Below are 23,114 nucleotides of genomic sequence, written 5' to 3' on the forward strand. Positions count from 1 at the left end.
CCGAGAAGACCGTCAAGAACTACGTCTCCAGCCTCCTGGCCAAACTCGGCCTCGAACGCCGCACCCAGGCCGCCGTCCTCGCCTCCCGCCTCCTCGGCAGACACTGACCCGAGGGGCGCGGCCCGCCGCGGTGCCGCTGGGGTCAGACCAGGTCGAACCGGTCCAGGTCCATGACCTTCGTCCACGCCGCGACGAAGTCCGTCACGAACTTCTCGCGGGCGTCCTCGCTGGCGTAGACCTCGGCGAGGGCGCGCAGCTGGGAGTTGGAGCCGAAGATGAGGTCGACCGCGGTGGCGGTCCACCGCACCTTGTCCGTGGCCAGGTCACGGATCTCGTACACGTGCTCCTCGGACTCCGACGCCTTCCACCGCGTGCCCGGGGAGAGCAGGTTGGCGAAGAAGTCGTTGGTGAGCACGCCGGGGCGGTCGGTGAGCACACCGTGCTGGGTGCCGCCGACGTTGTTGCCCAGCGCGCGCAGGCCGCCGACGAGGACGGTCATCTCCGGCGCGGTCAGGTCCAGCATGTACGCGCGGTCGACGAGCAGGACCTCGGGCTGGGTCTTCTCGCCGGGGCGCAGGTAGTTGCGGAAGCCGTCGGCGCGCGGCTCGAGGACCCGGAACGACTCGACGTCGGTCTGCTCCTGCGAGGCGTCGGTGCGGCCCGGGTGGAACGGCACGGTCACCTCGACGCCCGCGTCGCGGGCCGCCTTCTCGACCGCGGCCGAGCCGGCCAGGACGATGAGGTCGGCGATCGAGATCTGCGCGCCGCCGGCCGCGTTGAACTCGCCGCGGATGGCCTCGAGCCGGTCGATGACCTCGGCGGTGCCGGCGTTGACCGCCCAGCTGCGCTGGGGCTCCAGGCGCAGGCGGGCACCGTTGGCGCCGCCGCGCTTGTCGGTCGAGCGGAAGCTCGCCGCGGACGCCCACGCGGTGGACACCAGCTGCGCGGTCGTCAGGCCGGACTCCAGGACCTTCGCCTTGAGCGCGGCGACGTCGGCCTCACCGACGAGGTCGTGCTCGACGGCCGGCACCGGGTCCTGCCACAGCTGGGCCTCGGGCACCCACGGGCCGAGGAAGCGGCTGACCGGGCCCATGTCGCGGTGCAGCAGCTTGTACCAGGCCTTGGCGAACGCGAGCGCGAACTCGTCGGGGTTCTCCAGGAACCGGCGGGAGATCTTCTCGTACGTCGGATCCATCCGCAGCGACAGGTCGGTCGTGAGCATCGTCGGCTTGTGCTTCTTCGACGGGTCGTGCGCGTCGGGGATGATCGCCTCGGCGTCCTTGGCGACCCACTGCTTCGCGCCGCCGGGGCTGGTCGTCAGCTCCCACTCGTAGCCGAAGAGGATCTCGAAGAAGCGGTTGCTCCACTGCGTCGGCTGGTCGGTCCACGTCACCTCGAGGCCGCTGGTGATCGTGTCGGCGCCCTTGCCACTGCCGTGGCTGCTGAGCCAGCCGAGACCCTGCGCCTCCAGCGGGGCACCCTCCGGCTCCGGGCCGACGTGGTTGTCGGCGACGCCCGCGCCGTGGGTCTTGCCGAAGGTGTGGCCGCCGGCGATGAGGGCGACGGTCTCCTCGTCGTTCATCGCCATCCGGCCGAAGGTCTCCCGGATGAAGTACGCCGCGGCGAGCGGGTCGGCGCTGCCGCGGGGGCCCTCGGGGTTGACGTAGATGAGGCCCATCTCGGTCGCGCCGACCTCGGGCGCCATCTCGGCGGCGCCGACATAGCGCTCGTCGCCGAGCCAGGTGTCCTCGGGGCCCCAGAAGATCTCCTCGGGCTCCCACACGTCCGCGCGGCCGAAGCCGAAGCCGAAGGTCTTGAAGCCCATCGACTCCAGCGCCACGTTGCCGGCGAGCACCAGCAGGTCGGCCCAGGAGATCCTCTGGCCGTACTTCTGCTTCACCGGCCACAGCAGGCGGCGGGCCTTGTCGAGGTTGGCGTTGTCAGGCCAGCTGTTGAGCGGGGCGAAGCGCTGCCCGCCGTCGCCGGCGCCGCCGCGGCCGTCGTGGATGCGGTAGGTGCCCGCCGCGTGCCAGCTCATCCGGATCATCAGGCCGCCGTAGTGGCCGAAGTCGGCCGGCCACCAGTCCTGCGAGGTCGTGAGGACCTCGGTGATGTCCCGCTTGAGCGCCTCGACGTCGAGCTTCTGGAACTCCTTGGCGTAGCTGAAGTCCGCACCGAGGGGGTTGCCCTTGGAGGAGTGCGCGTGCAGGACCGACAGGTCGAGCTGGTTGGGCCACCAGTCCCGGTTGCCGCGCGGGCGGCCGCCGGTCTTCGGGGTCGGCGAGTCGATCGCCGGGTTCTCGCTCTCGCTGCCGTGCGCGGTCACCGAGTCGTGCGCGACCGGGCAGCCGGCCGCGGCCTTCTCATCCACGCCCTGTGCGCTGACGGGGCCATTGTCCTGGGTGTCGCTCATCAGTTTCCTTCCGAACTGGCGGATCAGTGCGAGGTGGATTCGGTCGCACAGTCGGGGCAGGTGCCCCAATACACGACTTCCGCCTCGTCGACCACGAAGCCGTGGTCGTCCGAGGCGGTCAGACAGGGGGCGTGGCCGGCGGCGCACTCGACGTCGGCGATCACGCCGCAGGACCGGCACACGACATGGTGATGGTTGTCCCCGACCCGGGACTCATACCGGGCGGTCGCACCGGCGGGCTCGATACGCCGCACCAGCCCGGCGTCGGTGAGCGCCCGCAGCACATCGTAGACCGCCTGGTGGGAGACCGTCGGATGATCCGCGCGGACCAGCGCGATCACCGTGTCGGTGTCGACGTGCGGGTGATCGCGCAGCGCGCCGAGCACCGCCAGTCGAGGCCGTGTCACGCGCAACGAGACCGCACGCAGCTGCGTCTCGAAGTCCAACGTCACGCGATCAACATATGCCACGAGTCTGGAATAGTTCAAGTTTTCGGCCGGTACGTCGGAGAATTTCACCCGCGGCGGGTTTGGCCAGCTCAGCGGGGTCCTGCGGCCCGGTCTCCGGCGTGTCGCGGCCGGCCGCGCAGGATGAATCCCTGATGAACGGAGGCGGCTCATCGTCCCGTGGTCCGGTCGCGCCCTGACCGCCTGCCGGCTGGACGCCGACGGCCACGGCGACACCCGTCCGTCTCGACGCCGGTCGGTAAGGTCATCGGCGTGGATCTGCACGACATCGCCGCACGGCTCGGGGTGGGCGTCGAGGACGTCGAGCGCGTGGACCGGCTCGCCGCCGACCGGCCCTCGGCCCCGCTGCCCGCCAAGGCCGACGCCCCGGCCATCCTGGAGCGGCTCGCGGTGCGCCCCGACGACGCCGCCGAGATCATGGAGGGTTGGCCGGACCCCGGCTCACCGCTGTGGACGCCCGAGCTGCGCTGGCTGCTCGACCGCACCATCGCGCTGGTCCGCGCCGACCTCGGCGGGCACGCGTGGCTGGTGCCCGGCCCCGAGCTGCCGCGCGAGCGGGGACCCGCCTGGCGGCACCTGTACGTGTACGCGTACCTGGCCCTGGTCGACGTCGTCACCGCGTACCACCGCGACCACGGCATCGACGCGTCCGTCACCTGGGCGACCCTGGCCGACCTCGGCCGCAACCTGGCCGTCGACCGGCGGATGCGGCGCGAGGGCTGGCCGGTCATGCAGAGCTGGCTCACGTTGCACTTTCGCGGCGGCCTGTACCAGCTGGGCCGCCTGCAGCACCAGCGCGGCGACACCGCCATCGACCTGCACATCCCCGAGGCGGGCCCGCTGACCCCGGCGGCGGTCACGGCGTCGCTCGACGAGGCCCGCGCCTTCTTCCCGCGCCACTTCCCCGACGAGCACTACACCGCCTTCGCCTGCGGCTCGTGGCTGCTCGACCCGCAGCTGCTGGAGTACCTGCCGGAGGACTCCAACATCGTGCGCTTCCAGCGGCGGTTCGAGCTGGACCCGTACGAGGAGCCGGAGGGCCTGGACGCCGACGTGGAGGTGCTGCGCTTCGCGTTCCGCAGCCTGACCACGCCACTGGACCAGCTGCCCCGCGGCACGGTGCTGCAGCGCGCCGTCATCGACCACCTGCGGGCGGGCCGCCACTGGCAGTGGCGCCGCGGCCGGTTCTCGCTGTAGGCCCCCGCCGCGACGCGACCGACCGGGCTGAACCTGCGGCTTTCGTCATACCTTCGCACCCGATATATTGACCCGCGTGGAGACCCCGCTGCGCGAACCCACGTTCCTGATCCTCACCGCCCTCGCGGGTGAGCCTCTGCATGGGTACGGCTTGATCGCCGAGGTGGACCGCTTGTCCGGCGGACGCGTCTCGCTGCGGCCCGGCACGCTGTACGGGGCCCTCGACCGGCTGGTCGACGCCGGCCTGGTACGCGTCGATCACGAGGAGATCGTCGAAGGCCGGTTGCGCCGCTACTACCAGCTCACCGAGTCCGGCGGCGAGGTGCTCGCCGCCGAGACCGAGCGCATGCGCCGCAACGTCGATGCCGCGACCGCCCGGTTGCCCGCCATCCGGCCCGCGCCCCGCCTCAGCGGAGGGATCGCGTGAGCGCGGCGGAACGCCGGCATGACCGCCCGGAAGGGCAGGACGACCAGGGAGGCCCGACCATGACCGAGCTGGAGCGCCGCTATGCGCGCTGGACGGCACTGTTCTATCCGGCCGGCTATCGGCGGGAGCGCGGCTCGGAGCTGGTGGACACCTACCTGTCCCTGGCCGCGCCCGACCGCACGAGGCCCTCGGCCGCCGACGTCGCGGACCTCGCGGTCGGTGGGTTGCGCCAGCACCTGCGCGTCGCACAGGACCTCGGTGCCGGGTTCCGGCTCGCCGGCGTGCTCGCGCTGGCCACGCTCGCCGCGTTCGCGACCGGGTGGGCGATCTTCGAGGCGGTGGTGCCGTGGGCGCCGTGGTTTCCGCACCGCGGGCCCTTCTTGTCGTCGCTCGGCGTCCCGGTGTGGGCGGCCTGGTTGCTGGCCGTCGTCGTGCACGTTGTCGCGCCCGGCCGGTGGTTCCGGTGGGCGATCGGCCTCGCCGTGTTGGTGACCGCTGGCGTCGTGCCGGCTGCGATGTTGCCCGGCGTGCACCGGCCGCCGTTGTTCGTGCTGCTGCCCCAGCTCGTGCTCGGTGTCGTTGCGCTCGGCGCGGCCGGCCGGCAACCCCGGCGGGTCCGGCTGATGCCGCTCGCCGCCGCGGCAGTGAGCGTTCCGGTCGCTGCCAGCACCGCGCCGCGCTTCGTCTTCTCCGGCGACTTCTACTACGAGGCCGCCCCGACGGCACTGCCTGCCGCCGCGGTGACACTGCTGATCGGCGGGGCGCTGCTCGCGTTCGGCCTGGCCGCCCGGCACGACCACCGCGGCGCCTGGGCACTGCTGATCCTGCTCACACCGATCGGAATGCTTGCACTGCATCCGCTCAGCGCGATGCTCGACGACAGCAGCGCCGGCAGGTCCATCATCCCGGTGTGGTCACACATGGTGACCGCGGCGATGCTGGTACTGACGCTCGGCCTGGTGTCGATGCCGCTGGCCATCGCGGCCCGGGGTCGGCTGTCGTCGCGCGGCCGGCCGGTCCACACCGCCGCGGGTCGCTGCCCGACCTGCGGCGCGCCGTCAGCATCGACGTGACACGCCGGCTCCGGCTGGTCTCCCGCGGCCACGGGTACCCCCACCGCCGCCGGTGCGGGCGTACATCGTGCCGGTCACCGGACGTACGGGGTCGTGTTGAAGCGGTTCCGGAACTCGTTGAGCATGTCGTCGTCGACGACGGCTCCGGCGGCCACCGCGGCGTGGACCTGGCGGAAGTAGTCCTCGTAGCCGGCGGGCGTGTAGAGGCACAACCCGCGCACGGGCCGGTCGCCGGCGTTGCGGAAGCCGTGCGGGGCGCCGCGCAACGCGGCCAGCAGGCCGCCCGGTCCTGCGGTCGTCTCGCCGTCGCCGTCGTGGACGGTGAGCTCGCCGTCCAGGACGTAGAAGAACTCGTCGTGCGCATGGTGCACGTGCGGCCGGGCACCCACGATCCCTGGCGCCAGGGTGAACTCCTCGAACCCGAACCGCCCGCCGGTCTGCGCCGCCGTGAGCCGGAACAGGTGCTCGACCCCGGCCGCCTCGATCAGTTCGCCGTCACCGGGGCGGCTGAGCAGCGCCCGTACCGAAGCATCCATGATCACATCATCGCAGCCGACCTCCTGCGCCGCTGCCCTGATCGCGCGCGCCTGATCGGGTGATGAAGGTCAGCTCACGCTGACGACGACCTTGCCCAGCGCGTGTCCCTCACCGACCCGGGCCAGTGCCTCAGGCACCTCGTCGAGCGTGAAGGTCCGGTCGATGTGAATCCTGAGGTCGCCGGCCACGCATCGTTCGGCCACCGGTGCGAAGTGTGCCGGCCCTTCCTTGACGGCAAGCACGCTCAGCCGCCGGCGCGTGAGCAGACCGGCCAGCGAGCCGACGGTCAGGACGCGCAGCAGCGCGGACACCGATCCGCCGACGCACCGGTAGCGGCCGCCGGGGGCCAACGCCCGGCGGTAGGCGAACACCGACCGGTGGGCCACCAGGTCGAGGATGAGGTCGTACGGGCCGCGGCGGGTGAAGTCCTCGCTGCGGTAGTCGATCACCTCGTCCGCCCCGAGCGATCGCATGAAGTCGAGCTTGCCGGCGTTGTCGACGCCGGTCACGTGTGCACCGAGTCGCTTGGCGAGCTGCATCGCGAACGCGCCGGAACCTCCGCCGGCACCGTTGACCAGAACCCTCTGACCGGCTCGAGTGCCGTGGGTGCCTTGCCAGGCGATCACGCCGGCCTGCGGAATGGTCGACGCCTCGACGAAGGTCAGTCCCGAGGGCTTCACCGCCAGCACCGACTCGGGAGCGATCGCGTACTCGGCGAACCCGCCCTTGAGCGCGAGGTTGTCGCCGTACACCTCGTCACCGGGGCGGAACCGGGTCACCCCCGAACCGACCGCATCGACCCAACCGGCGATGTCCGAGCCGAGCGTCCGGCGGGCCGGCGCACGCAGCCCACCGATGCGCGAGTACAGCGGCGTGCCGCGCAAGGTCTCCCAGTCGCTGAGATTGACCGACGTCGCCGCGATCCTGACCCGCACCTGCCCGGCCGCGGGTGCCGGCACGGCAACGCTGTCGATCCGCAGTACGTCCGGTGGCCCGTAACGGTCGTACACGACGGCTCTCATCCGCGTACCCCCGCGACTCTCCGCTCGACGGCGGCCGACCCGGCAACCACGCCCTTGTGTAGCACGCCGCGACAAGCGGCTCGGACGGCCTGGTGGCCGGCCGTGGCCGCCCGCCTTCGCAGCCGCGATCCGCTGCAGTTGACCGACGCGGCGGCTTCCCGCTCTCGGTAGTAGTCGCCGGCCACCACTGGCGGATGGTCGGTGCCGCCACCGACCGGGGGCGCTTGCCCAGCCTGCGCACCGTCCTGCGATTGCCGCCACTGTACGACGTCCGCGTGCGGGTGCCGCTCGACGGACGGTTTGACAGCTTCGGGGGTGATCGACCAGGATCGAGGCAGGGCAGATGATCACGTGTTGGCCAGCGACTGAAGGAGTCGACCGACCATGCGCAAGCTCACTGTGCGCCGAAGCATCGCCCTTGCCTCCACCTTCGCAGCACTCGCCGTCGGCGTCGCCGTGCTGCCCAACAGCTCGGCGTCGGCGGCGTACGCGTGCCACTTCGCATGGGACGCCGCGACCGGGTACTGGTACGCCGGCTACTACTCCGGCAACACCGTCCAGCCCACGGCGAGCGGCGTCTCCACCGCGGGCATCGAGGCCCAGTGCCTGTTGCAGCGCTACGGGTTCACCCCCGGCCCCGGCACCATCGACGGCGTCTTCGGACCCCGGTCGCAGGCCGCCGCGAAGGCGTTCCAGCAGGGCGTGAACGCGGGCCTCGTCGTCGACGGCAAGATCGGCCCCGCGTCCTGGCCGGTGCTGCGCCGCCAGCCCTGACCGTCCCGCTCGCCCCACCGCCCGGCGCCCACCCCGGCCGCCGGGCGGTGTCGGACCCGGTCACCCACGCGTGCAGACGGCGGTGCTCAGTCGAAGACGATGACCTGGCGGCCGACGACACCGCCGCGGCCCAGGGTCTCCAGGTTCTCGTTGACGTCCTCGAGCCTGACCTTGGTGACGTTGTGTTTGATCTTTCCGGCGTCGGCGAGCGCCAGGACCTCGACGAGGTCGTTGAAGTTCGACCAGAAGGAACCGAGATAGGACAGCTCCGTCCCGACGAAGGGGAACAGGCGGTGTTCAACGCGGTCGCTCATCATCCCGACGGACACCACGGCACCTTCGACGCCCAGCAGGTCGAACCCCAACGAGACCGATGCCGTGGCGCCCGCGCAGTCCAGGATCGCATCGATCGTGCGCCGGCCGGTGAGCTCGGCAAGCTCGTCCTGGATGGCCTCGACGGACTTGTCCCTGGTGTTGATCCCGTGGTGCGCGCCGTTCTCCATCGCGACGGCCAGCTTGCTGTCGGTGCGGCCGAATGCGATCACCGTGGACCCGCCGGCGAACAGCCGGCCGTACTGGACCGCATAAGCGCCCAGGCCGCCGATACCGTTGACGGCGACCGTGCGCCCCGGCCCGAGCTTGCCGGCGTCGCGCAGCTTCTTCAACCCGCGGTAGGGGGTCACACCAGCGTCGGTCAGCGGCGCGAGAATCTCCGGCGTCTCCACGCCCGGCCCTGACACCGGGATCGCGTGCCGGTACTGCACGGCAAGATACTCGGCGAAGCCTCCCGGCGGGCCGAAGCCCACCCAACGTCCGTCGCCGCTGCACAACTGCTCGTTGCCTTCGCGACACTGCCGGCAGGTACCGTCACCCCAGCTGGGGTAGACCACGACCATGTCGCCCTCGGAAAGGGCCGCCGTCGGCGGCACCGCACCGCCCAACCCGGCCACGCGCCCCGCGATCTCATGCCCGGGGATGTAGGGAAACGTCACCGGGAACGGACCCTTGAAGTAGCCGTCGACGAGCTGGTAGTCGCTTCGGCACATACCCGCCGCGGCGACCTTCACCAGGATCTCGTCGGGTGCGACATCGGGCACAGGAACCTCTTCGATCCGAAGGGGTTCCCGGTACCCGTACATCCGAGCGGCTCGCATCTGCATTGTTCTCTCGCCATCTTGCGGGTCGACGAATCAGGCCGGCAGCACCGGTCGACTGCTGCTTCCCCGCGGGACACGAGGTAATCCGCCGCCGCGCGACGTGCAGCGCGGTTTCGACGGCTGCGCGGGGTAGGCAGGGCGGGCGGCTGAGGACGGTTCCGCGGGTGACGGGACCGGTGGAGCCGGGAACGTCGTAGTGGGGCGGGTGGCGTGGCCTACCCTGGGGTCGTGGTTCGGGACCTCCGATGACCGGGTTCACCCCCGGGCACCGTCGACGGCGTCTTCGGCCCCCGCACGGGAGGCGGCGTCACTGGCGGGGCTGGCCGGTGTACTCGGCCATCAGGCGGGTGATGCGGTCGGCCCGGGCCTGCGCGCCGCCGGTGACGCAGATCCGCAGTGCCGTGCCGAGCAGGTCGCGCGAGGTTTCGAGCCGTGCCGCCGGCCGGCCGGATCCGGTGGCGACGGCCGGCACGGCGGCGCGGTCGACGTCGACGAGGACGAGCGTCACCAGGGCGTCGGCCTCCAGCATCCGGTAGCCGCCGCCGCGGGCGAGCGCGAGCGCGTCGGCCGCGTAGGTGGACGCCGCCGCGTGCTCACCTTGCCGTGCGGCCGCGAGCGCCAGCCCGATCAGGGCCCTGGCCTGCGAGTACGGCGCACCGACCGCGCACGCGAGCGTGTAGGACTCGTGCAGCGGCGCGGTGGCGTCGCGGGTCCTGCCGGCGGCGAGCAGTGCGCAGCCGAGCGTGGCGAGGATCGTCGCCTGGTAGGGCCGGTGGTCCATGCCGCGGGCCGCCCGCAGCGCCTCCTCGGCCAGCCGGATGGCATCGGCCAGATTGTGCTCCTCGACGCAGACCTGCGCGAGTTCGTCCAGTGCGCCCATCATGCCGTAGTGCGAGCCGGCCTGCCGGCTCAGCTCGATGCTCTCGGCCAGGTACGCCCGGGCTTGCGGCAGCTGGCCCTGCTCGCGCATGACGGTGCCGAGGTTGGTGGTGTTGATGCCCTGCCCGCCGATGTTGGCTCCGCGCACGTTGAGCTCCAGTGCCTCGGTGAGGTAGCGGGCGGCGTCGGGCAGCCGGCCCTCCTCCCAGCACAGCATGCCGAGGTCGTTGAGGGTGACCGCCTGCACGTACGGCAGGCCCGCCGACTTGCACACCTCCAGCGACTGCATGTACGCCGCATGCGCCTCCTGACGGCGCCCGACGGCGAGCTGCACGAGGCCGATGTTGTGCAGCAGATATGCCTCCATGTCGACGGCACCGGCGCGGCGGGCCATGCCGAGACCCCGCTCGTATTCGGCGAGCGAGCGGGTGAAGTCGCCGAAGGACCAGTACGCCTGGCCGAGCGTCTGGTGCATGGCGGCCTGGGCGTGCTCGTCGCCGGCGCGGACCGCGGCCCGCAACCCTGCCACGCCGGACGCCACCCACTGGGCCAGCCGCCGGCCTGCGAAGAAGTAGCCGCGGAGCTGGTCGGCGAGTTTCCAGGCGATGTCCGGCGGGCCCTCGTCGGCCGCATGGCCGATGACGGCGACGATCGCGTCGATCTCCTCGCCGAGCCATTCGAGGGCCTCGTCGCAGTCGGTGAACGGCGTCGCCGTGACTTCCGGCAGCGCCAACCGCACCATGTTGGGGTGCTGCAGGCGCCCGGCGTTGGTCACCCGCTGCAGGTAGAAGTCCAGCAGCCGCCGCAGCGCCGTCTCGCGGACGTCGGCGGGGTCCTCGGTCTTGGCGAGGTCGGCGGCGTACAGGCGCAGCAGGTCGTGGAAGCGGAACCTGCCCGGTCCGGCGGCATCCATGAGGCTGGCGTCGACGAGGAAGTCCAGGTCGTCCTCGAGGTCCCTGGCGTCCTGGCCGAGCATCGCCGCCGCCGTGTCGACGGCGATGTCGGCGACCGGCGCCAGGGCGAGGAGGCGGAACGCCCGGGCGGCCCGCGGCGCCATGTCCTGGTAGCTGAGCCGGAAACTGGCCCGGACCTGCAGGTCACCGACCCGCAGCTCGTCGAGGCGGCGGCGCTGGTCGTCGAGGCGGCGGGCGAGCAGCGCGACGGTCCACTTCGGACGGCTGGCGAGCCGGGCGCCGGCGATCCTGATCGCGAGCGGCAGCCCGCCGCAGGCACGGACCACCGATGACGACGCCTGCTTCTCGGCGAGGGCCCTGGCCGGCCCGACGACGGTGGCGAAGAGGTCGAGCGCCTCGCCGTCGCGCATCATGTCGAGGTCGACGAGGTGTGCGCCCTCCAGGTCGATCATCCGGCGGCGGCTGGTGACGATGACGCCACAGCCACCGGACCCGGGCAGCAGCGGCCGCACCTGCCGCGCGTCACGGGCGTTGTCCGCGACGATCAGCAGCCGCCGGGCGCCGACCGTGCTGCGGTACAACGCCTCGCAGCCGGCCTGATCGGCCGGGATCGCGGCGGGTGGCACGTCCAGCGCCCGCAGGAAGTGGGTGAGCGCCTCCACCGGTGACACCGGTCGAGGGCCGGCGCCGTGCAGGTCGAGATACAGCTGCCCGTCGGGGAACGCGGCCCGGAGACGATGCGCGGCCCGCACCGCGATCGCGGTCTTGCCGACGCCACCGACGCCCGCCACGGCGCACACCGTGACGGCCGGCGGTGGCGGCGCGGCCGGGTCCCGGTCGAGCAGCCGGCAGAGCAGGTCGAGCTGCTCCTCCCTGCCGGTGAAGTCGGCCACCGGGGCGGGCACCTGGGCCGGTACCTGGGCCGGTACCTGCGACGCGACGCCGACCGCCGGCTGGAGCTTCGCGGGCAGCTCCAGCGTCGCGGTGCGCGTCCATTGCTGCCGCAGGACGCGCCCGCGGAAGTCGTCGAGCTCCGGACCCGGGTCGATGCCGAGCTCCTCGACGAGCCGCCCGCGCACCCGGTCGTACACGCCGAGGGCGGCGGCCTGCTGACCGGTGGCGGCCAGGGCCAGCATGAGCCTGCCCTGCAGCGGCTCGTGCAGCGGGTGGACCACGCCGAGCCGGCGCAGCCACGGCAGGGTCCGCTCGTGCCGGCCGAGCCGCTCACCCAGGTCGGCGTGCAGCAGCGCGGCGGCGACCCGCTCGGCGCCGGCGGCGATCGCCAGTGGGTGCTGACGCAGCTGCTCGACGTCGGCGAGCACCTCGCCCCGCCACAGGTCCAGCGCCGCCTCGAGGTTGTCCATCGCGGTCTCCGGCTCGGCGGCGCCCACCGCCCGGGCAGCCTCCACCTGCCGCCGGAACCGCAGCAGATCCAGCTGCCCCGGCGCCAGCCGCAGCTGATACCCGGCGGGCGTGAGCAGCAGCGCGACGTCTGCCGCCGAGTGCGCGGACACGGCGCCCAGCAGGCGGCGCAGCCGGGTCACGTAGGTCTGCAGCAGGTTGAGCGCCGAGGGCGGCTCCTGGTCGTCCCACAGGGTCTCGAGCAGCTCCGCGCGGGGCACCGACGCGTTGGGGCTGAGCGCCAGCCTGGCCAGCAGCACCCGCTGCAGGTGCGCGCCGAGGGCGAGCGGCGCCGCGCCGCGCCGCAGCTGCAACGGCCCCAGCACACCGATGGTGACGGGCGCGTCGAGGTCATCCGGCGGAGGCTCGCCGGCCGGCCGGTGCCGCGCGGCCGCGGCGCGCAGCGCCTCCTCGCCGCCGGCGTCAAGCTCCAGCGCGGCCGCGAGGCGCCGCAGCGACGACGCGTGCGGCTGCACGGTCCGCCGCTGCTCCAGGTCGCGGACGGCGGCGGCGCTCATGCCCGCCCGGGCCGCCAACTCCCGCTGGGTCAGGCCGACCCGGCGCCGCAACTCCCGCAGCAGCTGCGCGAAGCCACCGTCGACCTGCTCTTCCGACAAACCGACCCGCCCCCATTGCTGTCGATGTATCGATCGCATCGTAGTCCGGGTTCGGTACGGGTGACGCCCCGCAAGCGGCCGGGTGTACCGCCGCGGCCCGTACTACGGGTTCGGGCATGGGTGGTCCGGCTCCAGCCGGACGACTGGCCGAGCCGTCAAGGTCGATGCCAGTCAACCTCGTCCGTTTCCTGAGGGAGCGCCATGAACAACCTCCAGACCCGATCGGTGTTCGGCGTCGCCATCGCGGCCGCCGTACTGGTGCAGCTGGCCGCCTGCGCCGGTGACCCCGGGCCACCGGGCCGCCGGGGCGGGTCACCGGCCGGCATCGCGCCGGCGCTCGCGGGGCCGGGCGTGGACGCGCCGACGGTCGGTGCGGCCACCGGTACGCCAGCGGCGAACGCGACAACGACCGCCGGCGCCGATCCGGTTGTCGGCGCCGGCAACGTGTCGCCGCCGCCGCCCGCTCAGCTGCCGCCGACGGAGCTGCCCCGGCCCGACCCCTCGGACCAGGCGTGCACGCCCGCCGTCCTGCTGGCTCACGTGCGCGCCGAGCCGGAGCGGCCGCCGTCCGGGTTCGAGGACGTGCGGATCTACAACTGCGCGCACGGCTTCGCCCGGATCTACGCGGCACCCAACCCGGTGCCGGGGCAGCTCGTCCAGGGCGACCAGTTCTTCCTGCAGCGGGCCGGCGACGGCTGGAAGACCATCGCCCGCGGCCTCGACACCGAGTGCGGCGACGGCCGCCCCGAGCTGACCGCCGCGTGCGCCTCGTTCGCCTGAGTCCCGCGCCCCAAGTCCTCGCATGTGATTCCCCACCCGCAAAGGAGCCTGTGATGTCCCTGTTCAGATGGGCGGCGATCGCCGCGGTGATGCTGGGCACGCTGGTCGTGCCGCCGGCCGCCGCGGCGGCGGAGCCGGCCCCTGACGTCCCCAACGGCCGTGCCTCCGCGGCGCGCGGCCCGGCCGGCGCCGCCGCGCAGCGGGCGGCCCTGGCGCTGCCCGGCGGGTACACCGTCAACGGTCGCGACGTGTCCAGTCACGACCACAGCGGCGGCAAGACCGTCGACTGGGCCGCGCTGCGTGTCGCGGGCGACGACTTCGCCTTCGTCAAAGCGACCGAAGGGACCGCCTACACGAACCCGTACTACGGGCAGGACTACAACGGCGCGAAGGCGGCCGGGCTGTATGCCGGCGCCTACGCGTTCGGCCGGCCTGACCTCGGCAACCCCGTCGGGCAGGCCGACCACTTCGTCGACAGCATGCAGTGGACGACCGACGGCCGGACGCTGCCGCCGTTCCTGGACCTGGAGTGGCCGTACGAGACGGGCAACGGGCCGGTGGCACCGTCGCCGTGCTACGGGCTGAGCACCGCGCAGATGACCGGCTGGATCGGCGACTTCCTCGGCCGGGTCCAGTCCCGGATCGGCCGGGCGCCGATGATCTACACGAACGTCAACTGGTGGAACCCGTGCACTGGCAGCAGCACCGCGTTCGCCGCGTACCCGCTGGACATCTCCAGCTGCCAGTCCTCACCCCCGTCGACGCCGGGCTGGGGCACCCGCTGGACGTTCTGGCAGTACGACATCCCCGAGTGCGGGCGCGGCAGTACCACGGACTCCAACGTGTTCAACGGCTCGCTCGCCGACCTGGCGGCCCTCGCGGGCTCGACGACGTCCGCGGCGACGGCCGGCGTGTCGGGGGACTTCAACCGCGACGGTGTCGCCGACGTCCTGGCCCGGGCGGCGGACGGGACGTTGACGGTGTACCCGGGCACGGGCACGGTCGCCACCGATCGGGTGCTCGGCGCCGCGGTCCGGGTCGGCATCGGCTGGCAGGCGTTCACCGCGATGACCACCGGTGACCTGGACCGCGACGGGGTGGACGACATCATCACGCGGACCGTGGACGGCACGCTCACCGTCTACCCGGGCACCGGCACCATCGCGACCGACCAGATCGTCAGAGCGCCGGTCCGCATCGGCACCGGCTGGCAGACCTTCACGGCCATCACGGTCGGCGACCTGGACCACGACGGCGTGGACGACATCCTCGCCCGAGCGGCCGACGGCGTGCTGAGCGTCTACGCCGGCACGGGCACGATGGCCACGGACCGGGTGGTGAAGGCGCCGGTCCGCGTCGGCACGGGCTGGGCCGCGTACACCGCACTGACCAGCGGCGATTTCAACCGTGACGGGGTGGACGACATCCTCGCCCGAGCGGCCGACGGCGTCCTGAGCGTCTACGCCGGCACGGGCGTCATCACCACCGATCAGGTCGTCAGAGCGCCGGTCCGCGTCGGCACCGGCTGGCAGACCTTCACCGCCCTGACCGTCGGCGACCTCGACCACGACGCCGTCGACGACCTCATCGCCCGCGCGCCCGACGGCGTGCTGAGCGTCTACACCGGCACCGGCGTCATCACGACCGACCAGGTCGTCAAGGCTCCCGTCCGCATCGGGACGGGCTGGCACACCTTCACCGCTCTCACCTGACCCTCCGCTTCCGGAAAGGACACCACCATGCGTCACCGTTCCCTCGGCCTCGTGTTGGCCGCCACCCTCGCGGGCGCCGGCATCGCCCTCGTCGACCCGCCCGCCCCCGCCGAGGCGGCCTCCGTCATCGGCGGCCCGATCACCCGGTCGGAGATCCTGGCCCGCGCCCAGTACTGGGTCGACGCGCCGGGACCCATCACCTACTCGCAGCCCGGCCCGTGGGCCAGCGACGGCGTCGACAGCGTCTACCGGCGCGACTGCTCCGGCCTGGTTTCGATGGCCTGGCACCTGCGGGATCTGGGTCTGTGGGGGGACACCCGCAACAGCCCGATCACCGACCAGTTCCAGGAGCCCCACGACGACCGGCACCCATGGACCGCCGTTCCCGGCGGCATCAACGCCATGCAGCCCGGCGACGCCATGGTCAGGAGTGGGCACATCGAGCTGTTCGCCCGCTGGAAGAACCCGGCCAACCACGGCGAGGGCGCATACGTGTACTCGTTCAACGAGATCGGCGAGACGGTGCGGAACCCGTACACCCCGTCGAACAAGGGCAACCTGGGCTTCAACGACTGGCCGGACCTGCAGACCTACGATGCCATCAAGTACGACTACGTCGCCGAGTCCGAGAGTCTCGCCGGCGTGTCGGGGGACTTCAACCGCGATGGTGTCGCTGACATCCTCGCCCGGGCGGCGGACGGGACGCTGTCGGTGTACCCGGGCACCGGCACCATGGCGACCGACCAGGTGGTGCAGCCGCCGGTGCGGGTCGGCATCGGCTGGCAGGCGTTCACCGCGATCACGACCGGCGACCTGGACCACAACGGGGTCGACGACATCATCGCCCGGACCGCGGACGGCACGCTGACCGTGTACCCCGGCACCGGCACCATCGCGACCGACCAGGTGGTGAAGGCGCCCGTCCGCATCGGCATCGGCTGGCAGGCGTTCACCGCGATCACTACCGGCGACCTGGACCACAACGGGGTCGACGACATCATCGCCCGGACCGCGGACGGCACGCTGACCGTGTACCCCGGCACCGGCACCATCGCAGCCGACCAGGTGGTGAAGGCGCCCGTCCGCATCGGTGTCGGATGGGGGGCGTTCACGGCGCTGAGCGCCGGCGACCTGGACCACAACGGGGTCGACGACATCATCGCCCGGGCAGCGGACGGCACGCTGACCGTGTACGCCGGCACCGGCGCCATCGCAGCCGATCAGGTGGTGAAGGCACCGGTCCGCATCGGCACCGGCTGGCATGCCTTCACGGCCATCACGGTCGGCGACCTCAACCACGACGGGGTCGACGACATCGTCACCCGCCCGGCCGACGGCGTCCTGAGCGTCTACGCGGGCACCGGCGTCATCGCGACCGACCAGGTCGTCAAGGCGCCCGTCCGCATCGGCACCGGCTGGCAGGGGTTCACCGTCCTGACCTGACCTCTCCGGCGAACGCGCCGGGCGGCTTCCACCGTCCGGCGCGTTCGCGGCCGTGCCGGCAGCTCCCGTCCCACCTCGATTCACCACCAGGCCACCACATGACGGCATCGCGGCCACTCCCGCACAATCCGGTCATGCCATTGCCCCTCACGTGGCGTCATGGCACATAGTCGGTGGCGTGGAAGAGCACCTGACCGTGGGACGCGTGGCCGAGCTGGCCGGCGTGAGCGTCCGTACGCTGCACCACTATGACGAGATCGGCCTCGTCCGACCGTCCGCACGGACCGCGGCCGGGTACCGGGCCTACTCGGCGGCTGACGTGGAGCGACTGCGGGAGGTGCTCGCCTACCGGCGGCTGGGCTTCGGACTGCGCGAGATCGCGGATCTGACTGACGACCCGACCGTCGACGCGGTCGCACACCTGCACCGGCTGCGCGGGCTGCTGCTGGAACAGGGCGACCGCGTTGCCGCCATGGTGACGGCCATAGACCGGGAACTGCAGGCGCGGGCAATGGGGATCAGGACGACGCCAGAGGAGCAGCTGAAGATGTTCGGCGCGCAGTTGTACGAAGCCATCGGTTCCGCTTACCCAGCGACGCGGCGCACCGAGCCGCGGATCGCCGCGAGGATCTGGGACGCGCTCGGCGACGCACGGACGGTACTGAATGTCGGGGCCGGCACCGGCTCCTACGAACCCCCCGACCGCGATGTCACGGCGGTGGAACCGTCGGCGGTGATGCGGGCCCAGCGTCGCGCGGGCGCGGCGCCGTGCGTGGCCGCCAGTGCGGAGAGCCTCCCGTTCGAGGACCAGTCCTTCGACGCCGCGATCGCCTTCAGCACCGTGCATCACTGGCACGACCCGATCGCCGGCCTCCGCGAGATGCGGCGCGTGGCCCGCCGCGTCGTGGTGTTCACCCACGACGCCGGTGACACCGCCTGGCGTCACCGGTTCTGGCTCACCCGCGACTACCTGCCTGAGGTCGCCGACCTGGTCGCCGGTCGGCCCCCGGTGGACGAGCTGGCCCGTGCGATCGGGGCCCGCATCGAGCCGGTGCTCATCCCGTGGGACTGCGCCGACGGATTCTTCGAGGCCTACTGGCGCCGGCCCGAGGCGTACCTGGAAGACGAGGTACGCCGCGCGGTGTCGGTATGGACCAGGGTCGGACCGGAGGCCGAGCGGCGGGCGGTCAACCGGCTCCGCGACGACCTGTCCTCCGGCCGGTGGGCCGAGCGCAACCGCGAACTCCTCGCCCTCGACGCGGCGGAGCTCGGCCTCCGCCTGCTCGTCGCCTGAACACCCATCCGCGCTGATCACGGCGCGCCAGCCGGCGCGACTCCGGCAACGGGTTCACGCTCGGCGACGACGACTTCGGCCGAAGTGGCGGCGGCCAGCGACGGTCGGCAGCAGGACCGGCATCGCGTATCCGGTGCCGGTGTCCGGTGCCGCCGGCAGGTGCACGGCCAGGAGCGCGACCGCGACCGTCACGCAGCCGCCGAGCCCCCGGCGCGGACGGCATGGGTGTCGGCGCGGGCGTGGCGGCCTTACGTGCCGTCGCCCGCTTCCGGCGGGCACTGCAGATACACGGTCCCTTGTCCGGCGAGGACACCGAACCCTGGCCGGCACCGCTGGGCGTCGCGCTGTCCCCGCAGGTCGTCCAAGCCGGGCGGCATGCCAGGAGCATCGACGTCCACCTCGGTCAGGTCATCGTTGGCGAACCGCGCCACGAGCTGCGGATCCTCAACCACCTCGACCTCGGCGAGAGCTGCGCCGCGCAGCGGCCTATCGCTGCTTGAGACAGATCACGACGCCCTTGCTGTCCTTCTGGCTGCGCCAGTAGTCGTGTGTCGCCTCCGGCCACCGGCTGCAGACGCTCTCGATCGACTCCGCGTACGAATACCGCCACCCGCGCACGTTCGCAACCCCGTTCCGCGCTTCAGGCGGGACCGCGCACGCCGCCGTACGTGCGCGTTGTCCTGCTACCTTGCCCGCATGATCAGGTCGCTGTGGCGCTCGGGCGGGTGACGGCGAGTCGTGTCCTTCCACGCCTACGGCCCGGCCGGCGAGGACCTGGTCCTTCTCGACGCTCTTCGCCGGGGTGACGACCGTCCCCAGGGTCCTGACGAGCCGTTCTGGCGTGCGCCGTACTCATTTCTGTGGTCTGCGCTCTATTGCGGCGGGAACCTGACTCCGGCCACCGTCGAGGCGGTGCGGTATCTCGTCCGGACGATCCCGGAGCCCCGGTTCGGCGGTGAGGACCCGACCCTGCGCATCGCGGCGATCTGGTTCCTGCGCGAGGTCGCTCGTGAGGCGCTCGGTGGTGTCGACCGCGCGACAGCGTCGCGGCGTGACGAGCCTGACGTGCGTGAGTGGCTGACCGGGTACCTGCGCGAGCGGCGCTTCGTTCTGGACTGGACGGACGCCGACGCGGCGGGTCAGGTGCTGCTGGCCGCGGCGCGCGTGGACTGTTTCGACCTGCTGCCGGAGGTGTACGCGGCGGTCGAGCCACTGCTGACCGTCCGTGAGCCGGCGCTGCGGGGTTGTGCGTCCTTGACGGCCGCGACGCTGAGCGGCCACCCCGATCTGGTGGCGCACCGGCCTCGGCTGCTGGCGCACCTTCTGGCGGAGTGCGCCGCGGCGGACGCGCACCATCGTGCCTCGATGCTGCTGGGCGCCGGTGAACTCGGCGGCGCACCGCGGGAGTGGCTGCGCGACCCGCATCCAGGCGTGCGGGTGTGCGCCGCGCTTGCGCCGGCACTCGCTGACGACCCCGCGGCGAACACCGTACTGCTGACGGAGGCCTCCAAGGATCCGGACGTCATCGGCATGCGAGGCTTCGACGGCATGGGTCTCCCCGCGCTGCCGTACCCGCAAACCGCGCTCGCCGAACGGCTGTGCGCGACTGTTCGCGATGTCGACCGTCTCCTTCCGGCGGCCGTCGCAGCGGTACCGTCCGCCCCGACATATCTCAATGTCGGCGAACGACGCCCGGCGCGTGGCGCCCTGGCCGAGCCGTACCTGCGTGTCTTCTTCCCGACCGGCCTGCCGTCACCGGCGGCGGCCACACCTGCCCAGCGCCGACTCGCTGAGATGATCGCCCGCCACGCGTCCTTCCGCGAGCCCGGCAGCCGGGCAGAGCCGTCCTCGGGCCCTCCCGATCCCTGGAACGCAACATTCTCGCGACTCGGCCTTCCCGCCGACCGGTCGTCGTGGCAGGCGGTGGCCGGCCTTACCTGAGACGCCTCGCGACGGACGATCCCCGGCGCCGGACGCCGGCGGCTCCCGCCGCAAAAGGCCGACGATGGCCTCGCGCCCCCACCTCCGCCGCGTGGACGACGCACCGATCCCGTAGAGGAGTCTTTACGGCAATGCCCCGTGCCCATGTTCGTGACCAACAGCGGGGAGTCTGCGACTCGAGCCTTTCGATCCGGCCGCACCACCGGGGCTGCCGAGCGGCGTCGACGTGAGCGTGACCGATCTGCGGCGCGGCTGAGGCGGCGAGCCGCGCGGTCAGAAGATGAGGAAGCTGTACCCGTAGGGCCGGCCGCGTTCGTGGATGGCGCGCACTCGCGGCTGCGTGACCTCGGGCAGCCCGGCCAGGACCTTGAGGAAGATCCGGGCGTCCGGCTCGAACCGGTAACCCGGCAGCAGTGCCGGCAGGGCCTCCGGCGGGATCGGGACCGACCGCCCGACCGGCTTCGGGGCCCGGTGGAACGCGAGGTACCGCCAAGCGTCCCAGGCCAGCGGGACCGGCCGCACCGGCGCGGGCACCGGCCAGCGTTCGCCGGTCTGCGGGTGCTCCGGGACCAGCGCGAAGTCGCCGGCGGCCGCCGGGAGGCCGGGTCCGGCCAGGACCAGGGTGCGGGCCGGCTCCGGGCCGGCCGGGCCGACGAGACGGTCGAGCGTGGGCCGGAAGATCTCAGCGACCCGGTGATCCGGGATCAGGACCGGGTCGCCGCCGGCGGCGGCCAGCAGGTGTGCCAGCGCCGAGGCCGCGGCGGCCGCCCACATCGGGTGCCAGTCGCCGTCCGGTTCGGACGGCGGGATGCCGGGCCGCTGGTCGATCAGGTCCATCCAGTCGAGCGTCGGGTGCGGGCCGGGGCCGTCCTCGGTCACGCCGGTGGTCCGCGGGTCCAGCCAGATCGCCTGCCGCAGGCCACAGTCGTCGATCCGGACGGCCACCGGCGCGCCGCAGGTGACGCAGACCATGTTGGGCTCGGCGCCGACGAGGCCGCAGCACGCCGAGTCGCCGGCCAGCGCCGGGTCGATGACGGCGCCGCGGGCGTCCCCCGGGGCGATCAACACCCAGCCGGCCGTCATCGCCAGCGCGATGGCGGTTGTCGAGTTTGCGACCGTACCGCGTTCACGAACTCTCCGTAGCTGTATGTGCGCGCAGCGTAGTGTCCCCGTCAGTCGCCGCGCCCAGTGCGGCCTGGTCACCGAAGGAGTACTGCCATGGTTGTCCGCAATCGTGCGGCTCGGCGCCGCTTACCCGATCGATGCGCCGCGTTCGCGACGGCCGTGGTCGTGGTCCTGGCGGCGGGGGTGCCCGCGGGCGCCGAGCCGAAGCCGGGGGTCGAGCCCAAGGCCGTCGAGCGCACGGTCGCGCCGGGCGAGTCGTTCGACGTCGACAAGGTGGTACAGACGCCGACGATCCTGCCGAAGCCCGACGTGGTGCTGCTGGTCGACACCACCGACAGCATGATCGACGCGATCGACAACGTGAAGAGCAAGATCGTCGACATCGTCGGGGCGGTCCACGACGCGCAGACGGAGGCGCACTTCGCGGTGGCCTCCTACCGCGACGAGACCGACGGGCCCGAGCTGTTCAAGGTGCACCAGACCCTGACCGGCGACACCGGCAAGGTCACCGCCGCCGTCGAAGGGCTGAGCACCGGCGGGGGTGACGACGAGGACGAGGGCTGGATCAACGCGCTGGTCGAGGTGGCCGGCTTCGACTACCGCGACGACGGCAGCCCCGTCGTGGTACTGATCGGCGACGCGCCGAGCCACGACCCGAGCAACGGGCACAGCTACGACGAGGCCGAGAACGCGCTGCAGGACATCGGCGCCCGCGTCGTCGGGGTCGACGTGCAGACCGAGCTCGCCTCCGGTCTCGACGCGCTGGACCAGGCCACGCACCTGGTGACCGCGACCAGCGGGCAGCTGCTCAACCCGTCGCCGGAGCAGGTGTCGGCGGCGATCCTGTCCGGGCTGCAGCAGCTCGACGTGACGGTCACGCCCGACGTGCTGGCGTGCGACCCGGCGCTGAGCGTCTCCTTCGACGCGCAGGAGGTCACGGTGCCCAGCGGCGACACCGCCGAGTTCGTCGAGACCGTCGAGGTCGCCGGCGACGCCGCCGACGGTGCCACGCTGGAGTGCGAGGTGCGGTTCATGCTCGGCGGCGCGCCGGGCGGCCCGGACTTCGTGCAGCACATCACGGTGCACGTGCTCGAGGACGAGCCGCCGGTGGTGACCGTCGAGGACAAGACCGTGGAGGCGACCGGCCCGGACGGCGCGGTCATCGACTACCCGGCCGAGGCCACCGACGACCTCGACGGCGAGCTGGTGCCGGTCTGCGCGCCGCCGCCGGGCAGCGTCTTCCCGATCGGCGACACGAAGGTCACCTGCACCGCCGAGGACAGCGGCGGCAACGTCGGGCAGGACACCGCGACGATGCGGGTCGTGGACACGACCGCCCCGACGGCGACCTGCGAGCCGGCCGGCAACCCCGCCGGCAACCCGCCGAAGTCGAACAACCCCGACGGCTTCTACGTGCTCGGCGGGAAGGATCTCGTCGACCCGGACGTGCAGCTGTACATCCGCGACACCGGCGACCCGGCGGTGAACTTCGGCCCGTACCCGAGCGGCACGACGATCAAGCTCACCCAGGCGCCGGGCGCCGAGCCGGAGGTCAAGCCCGGCACCGGCGACGTGAACTACAAGGTCCGGCTCCGCGGTGACGCACGGATCATCGCGGTCGACGCGGCCGACAACGTGTCCACGGCGGCCGTCTGCCACGTACCGCCGAAGCCGTGACCGGCGCGCCGGCACCACGGGGCCCCGTGGTGCCGGCGCCACGACGTCCGGCCTGGCCGCAGCCGAGGTCCTGCCGGTCGGGCAGGAAGACCATCTCGAGCTGGTACTGCGCCGACCCGGTCGATTCGTGCAGGGCGAACAGGACCTGCTGGCCGCCGAACCGGCGGTCGGCGCGGAGCAGCGGGGACCGGCGGTCGGCCGCGACGTGCCATCCGCCGTCTTCGAGCAGGCCACGGTGGTGCGTGACCACCGCGTCCTGGGGGA

General features: G+C 72.5%; 19 protein-coding genes. 12 read left to right on the plus strand and 7 right to left on the minus strand.

Going from position 1 to position 23,114, the window contains the following annotated elements:
• The coding region (locus OP18_RS57375) for a LuxR C-terminal-related transcriptional regulator (protein ID WP_162189818.1) at positions 1-107 on the plus strand (107 nt) is incomplete at its 5' end.
• 35 nt (positions 108-142) lie between these two features.
• Here the strand turns inward: OP18_RS57375 and katG are convergent.
• A complete protein-coding gene (gene katG, locus OP18_RS21360) occupies positions 143-2,413 on the minus strand; it encodes a catalase/peroxidase HPI (RefSeq protein WP_033360771.1) in 2,271 nt (756 codons plus the stop codon).
• A 23-nt stretch (positions 2,414-2,436) separates the two neighbouring features.
• Positions 2,437-2,865, minus strand: coding sequence for a Fur family transcriptional regulator (locus tag OP18_RS21365; protein WP_033360772.1), 429 nt, complete (start codon positions 2,863-2,865; stop codon positions 2,437-2,439).
• A gap of 267 nt (positions 2,866-3,132) precedes the next feature.
• Here OP18_RS21365 and OP18_RS21370 point away from each other — a divergent pair, with 267 nt between their 5' ends.
• From OP18_RS21370 to OP18_RS21380, 3 genes are all read left to right on the plus strand, one after another.
• Positions 3,133-4,077, plus strand: a complete 945-nt coding sequence (locus OP18_RS21370; protein WP_033360773.1) for an acyltransferase domain-containing protein — start codon at positions 3,133-3,135, stop codon at positions 4,075-4,077.
• A 76-nt stretch (positions 4,078-4,153) separates the two neighbouring features.
• Positions 4,154-4,504 (plus strand): PadR family transcriptional regulator, encoded by a 351-nt coding sequence (locus tag OP18_RS21375; RefSeq protein ID WP_033360774.1) that lies wholly within the window; start codon positions 4,154-4,156, stop codon positions 4,502-4,504.
• A gap of 59 nt (positions 4,505-4,563) precedes the next feature.
• Positions 4,564-5,577: a hypothetical protein gene (locus OP18_RS21380; protein ID WP_033360775.1), complete on the plus strand. Its 1,014-nt coding sequence runs from the start codon at positions 4,564-4,566 to the stop codon at positions 5,575-5,577.
• Between the two features lie 74 nt (positions 5,578-5,651).
• Here the strand turns inward: OP18_RS21380 and OP18_RS21385 are convergent, their stop codons facing one another.
• Together OP18_RS21385 and OP18_RS21390 are read right to left on the minus strand one after the other, a co-directional pair.
• Positions 5,652-6,113, minus strand: coding sequence for a cupin domain-containing protein (locus OP18_RS21385; RefSeq protein ID WP_052387073.1), 462 nt, complete (start codon positions 6,111-6,113; stop codon positions 5,652-5,654).
• Between the two features lie 69 nt (positions 6,114-6,182).
• Positions 6,183-7,136, minus strand: coding sequence for an NAD(P)-dependent alcohol dehydrogenase (locus tag OP18_RS21390; protein ID WP_033360776.1), 954 nt, complete (start codon positions 7,134-7,136; stop codon positions 6,183-6,185).
• A 384-nt stretch (positions 7,137-7,520) separates the two neighbouring features.
• Between OP18_RS21390 and OP18_RS21395 the strand changes: the two genes are divergently transcribed.
• On the plus strand, positions 7,521-7,910 hold the full coding sequence (locus OP18_RS21395) for a peptidoglycan-binding domain-containing protein (RefSeq protein WP_052387074.1): 390 nt from the start codon (positions 7,521-7,523) through the stop codon (positions 7,908-7,910).
• Between the two features lie 86 nt (positions 7,911-7,996).
• Here the strand turns inward: OP18_RS21395 and OP18_RS21400 are convergent, their stop codons facing one another.
• Together OP18_RS21400 and OP18_RS21405 are read right to left on the minus strand one after the other, a co-directional pair.
• Entirely contained in the window at positions 7,997-9,007 is a 1,011-nt protein-coding gene (locus OP18_RS21400) for an alcohol dehydrogenase catalytic domain-containing protein (RefSeq protein WP_211273628.1), read from the minus strand.
• Between the two features lie 367 nt (positions 9,008-9,374).
• Positions 9,375-12,878, minus strand: coding sequence for a BTAD domain-containing putative transcriptional regulator (locus tag OP18_RS21405; protein WP_052387075.1), 3,504 nt, complete (start codon positions 12,876-12,878; stop codon positions 9,375-9,377).
• A gap of 201 nt (positions 12,879-13,079) precedes the next feature.
• On the opposite strand from OP18_RS21405, the gene OP18_RS21410 reads away from it, so the two are divergent.
• From OP18_RS21410 to OP18_RS21435, 6 genes are all read left to right on the plus strand, one after another.
• Positions 13,080-13,658 (plus strand): hypothetical protein, encoded by a 579-nt coding sequence (locus tag OP18_RS21410; RefSeq protein ID WP_033360777.1) that lies wholly within the window; start codon positions 13,080-13,082, stop codon positions 13,656-13,658.
• A gap of 53 nt (positions 13,659-13,711) precedes the next feature.
• Positions 13,712-15,370 carry a GH25 family lysozyme gene (locus OP18_RS57380; protein WP_052387076.1) on the plus strand — a complete coding sequence of 553 codons (1,659 nt, stop codon included), beginning with the start codon at positions 13,712-13,714 and terminating at the stop codon, positions 15,368-15,370.
• Positions 15,371-15,397: 27 nt separating this feature from the next.
• Positions 15,398-16,813 (plus strand): FG-GAP repeat domain-containing protein, encoded by a 1,416-nt coding sequence (locus OP18_RS21420; RefSeq protein ID WP_156089681.1) that lies wholly within the window; start codon positions 15,398-15,400, stop codon positions 16,811-16,813.
• Between the two features lie 178 nt (positions 16,814-16,991).
• A complete protein-coding gene (locus OP18_RS21425; protein WP_033360779.1) occupies positions 16,992-18,107 on the plus strand; it encodes a MerR family transcriptional regulator in 1,116 nt (371 codons plus the stop codon).
• A gap of 296 nt (positions 18,108-18,403) precedes the next feature.
• Positions 18,404-18,607 carry a hypothetical protein gene (locus OP18_RS21430; RefSeq protein ID WP_156089682.1) on the plus strand — a complete coding sequence of 68 codons (204 nt, stop codon included), beginning with the start codon at positions 18,404-18,406 and terminating at the stop codon, positions 18,605-18,607.
• Between the two features lie 238 nt (positions 18,608-18,845).
• The gene (locus OP18_RS21435) at positions 18,846-20,048 is read left to right on the plus strand and encodes a hypothetical protein (protein WP_033360781.1); all 1,203 of its coding nucleotides are present in this window, start codon (positions 18,846-18,848) and stop codon (positions 20,046-20,048) included.
• Between the two features lie 273 nt (positions 20,049-20,321).
• Here the strand turns inward: OP18_RS21435 and OP18_RS21440 are convergent, their stop codons facing one another.
• Positions 20,322-21,131 (minus strand): hypothetical protein, encoded by an 810-nt coding sequence (locus OP18_RS21440; protein WP_245635487.1) that lies wholly within the window; start codon positions 21,129-21,131, stop codon positions 20,322-20,324.
• A 201-nt stretch (positions 21,132-21,332) separates the two neighbouring features.
• Here OP18_RS21440 and OP18_RS21445 point away from each other — a divergent pair, with 201 nt between their 5' ends.
• Positions 21,333-22,850 (plus strand): HYR domain-containing protein, encoded by a 1,518-nt coding sequence (locus OP18_RS21445; protein WP_052387077.1) that lies wholly within the window; start codon positions 21,333-21,335, stop codon positions 22,848-22,850.
• Positions 22,851-23,114: the final 264 nt, after the last annotated feature.

Source organism: Dactylosporangium aurantiacum (genome assembly GCF_000716715.1).
In the GTDB taxonomy this organism is placed as follows: domain Bacteria; phylum Actinomycetota; class Actinomycetes; order Mycobacteriales; family Micromonosporaceae; genus Dactylosporangium; species Dactylosporangium aurantiacum.

What these genes read in the sequence shown, in the direction of transcription:
- OP18_RS21390 (WP_033360776.1), bottom strand. Translation starts at nt 7,136, where the DNA reads ATGAGAGCCGTCGTGTACGACCGTTACGGGCCACCGGACGTACTGCGG.
- OP18_RS57380 (WP_052387076.1), top strand. Translation starts at nt 13,712, where the DNA reads ATGTCCCTGTTCAGATGGGCGGCGATCGCCGCGGTGATGCTGGGCACG.
- OP18_RS21385 (WP_052387073.1), bottom strand. Translation starts at nt 6,113, where the DNA reads ATGGATGCTTCGGTACGGGCGCTGCTCAGCCGCCCCGGTGACGGCGAA.
- OP18_RS21440 (WP_245635487.1), bottom strand. Translation starts at nt 21,131, where the DNA reads ATGACGGCCGGCTGGGTGTTGATCGCCCCGGGGGACGCCCGCGGCGCC.
- OP18_RS21410 (WP_033360777.1), top strand. Translation starts at nt 13,080, where the DNA reads ATGAACAACCTCCAGACCCGATCGGTGTTCGGCGTCGCCATCGCGGCC.
- OP18_RS21420 (WP_156089681.1), top strand. Translation starts at nt 15,398, where the DNA reads ATGCGTCACCGTTCCCTCGGCCTCGTGTTGGCCGCCACCCTCGCGGGC.
- katG (WP_033360771.1), bottom strand. Translation starts at nt 2,413, where the DNA reads ATGAGCGACACCCAGGACAATGGCCCCGTCAGCGCACAGGGCGTGGAT.
- OP18_RS21395 (WP_052387074.1), top strand. Translation starts at nt 7,521, where the DNA reads ATGCGCAAGCTCACTGTGCGCCGAAGCATCGCCCTTGCCTCCACCTTC.
- OP18_RS21380 (WP_033360775.1), top strand. Translation starts at nt 4,564, where the DNA reads ATGACCGAGCTGGAGCGCCGCTATGCGCGCTGGACGGCACTGTTCTAT.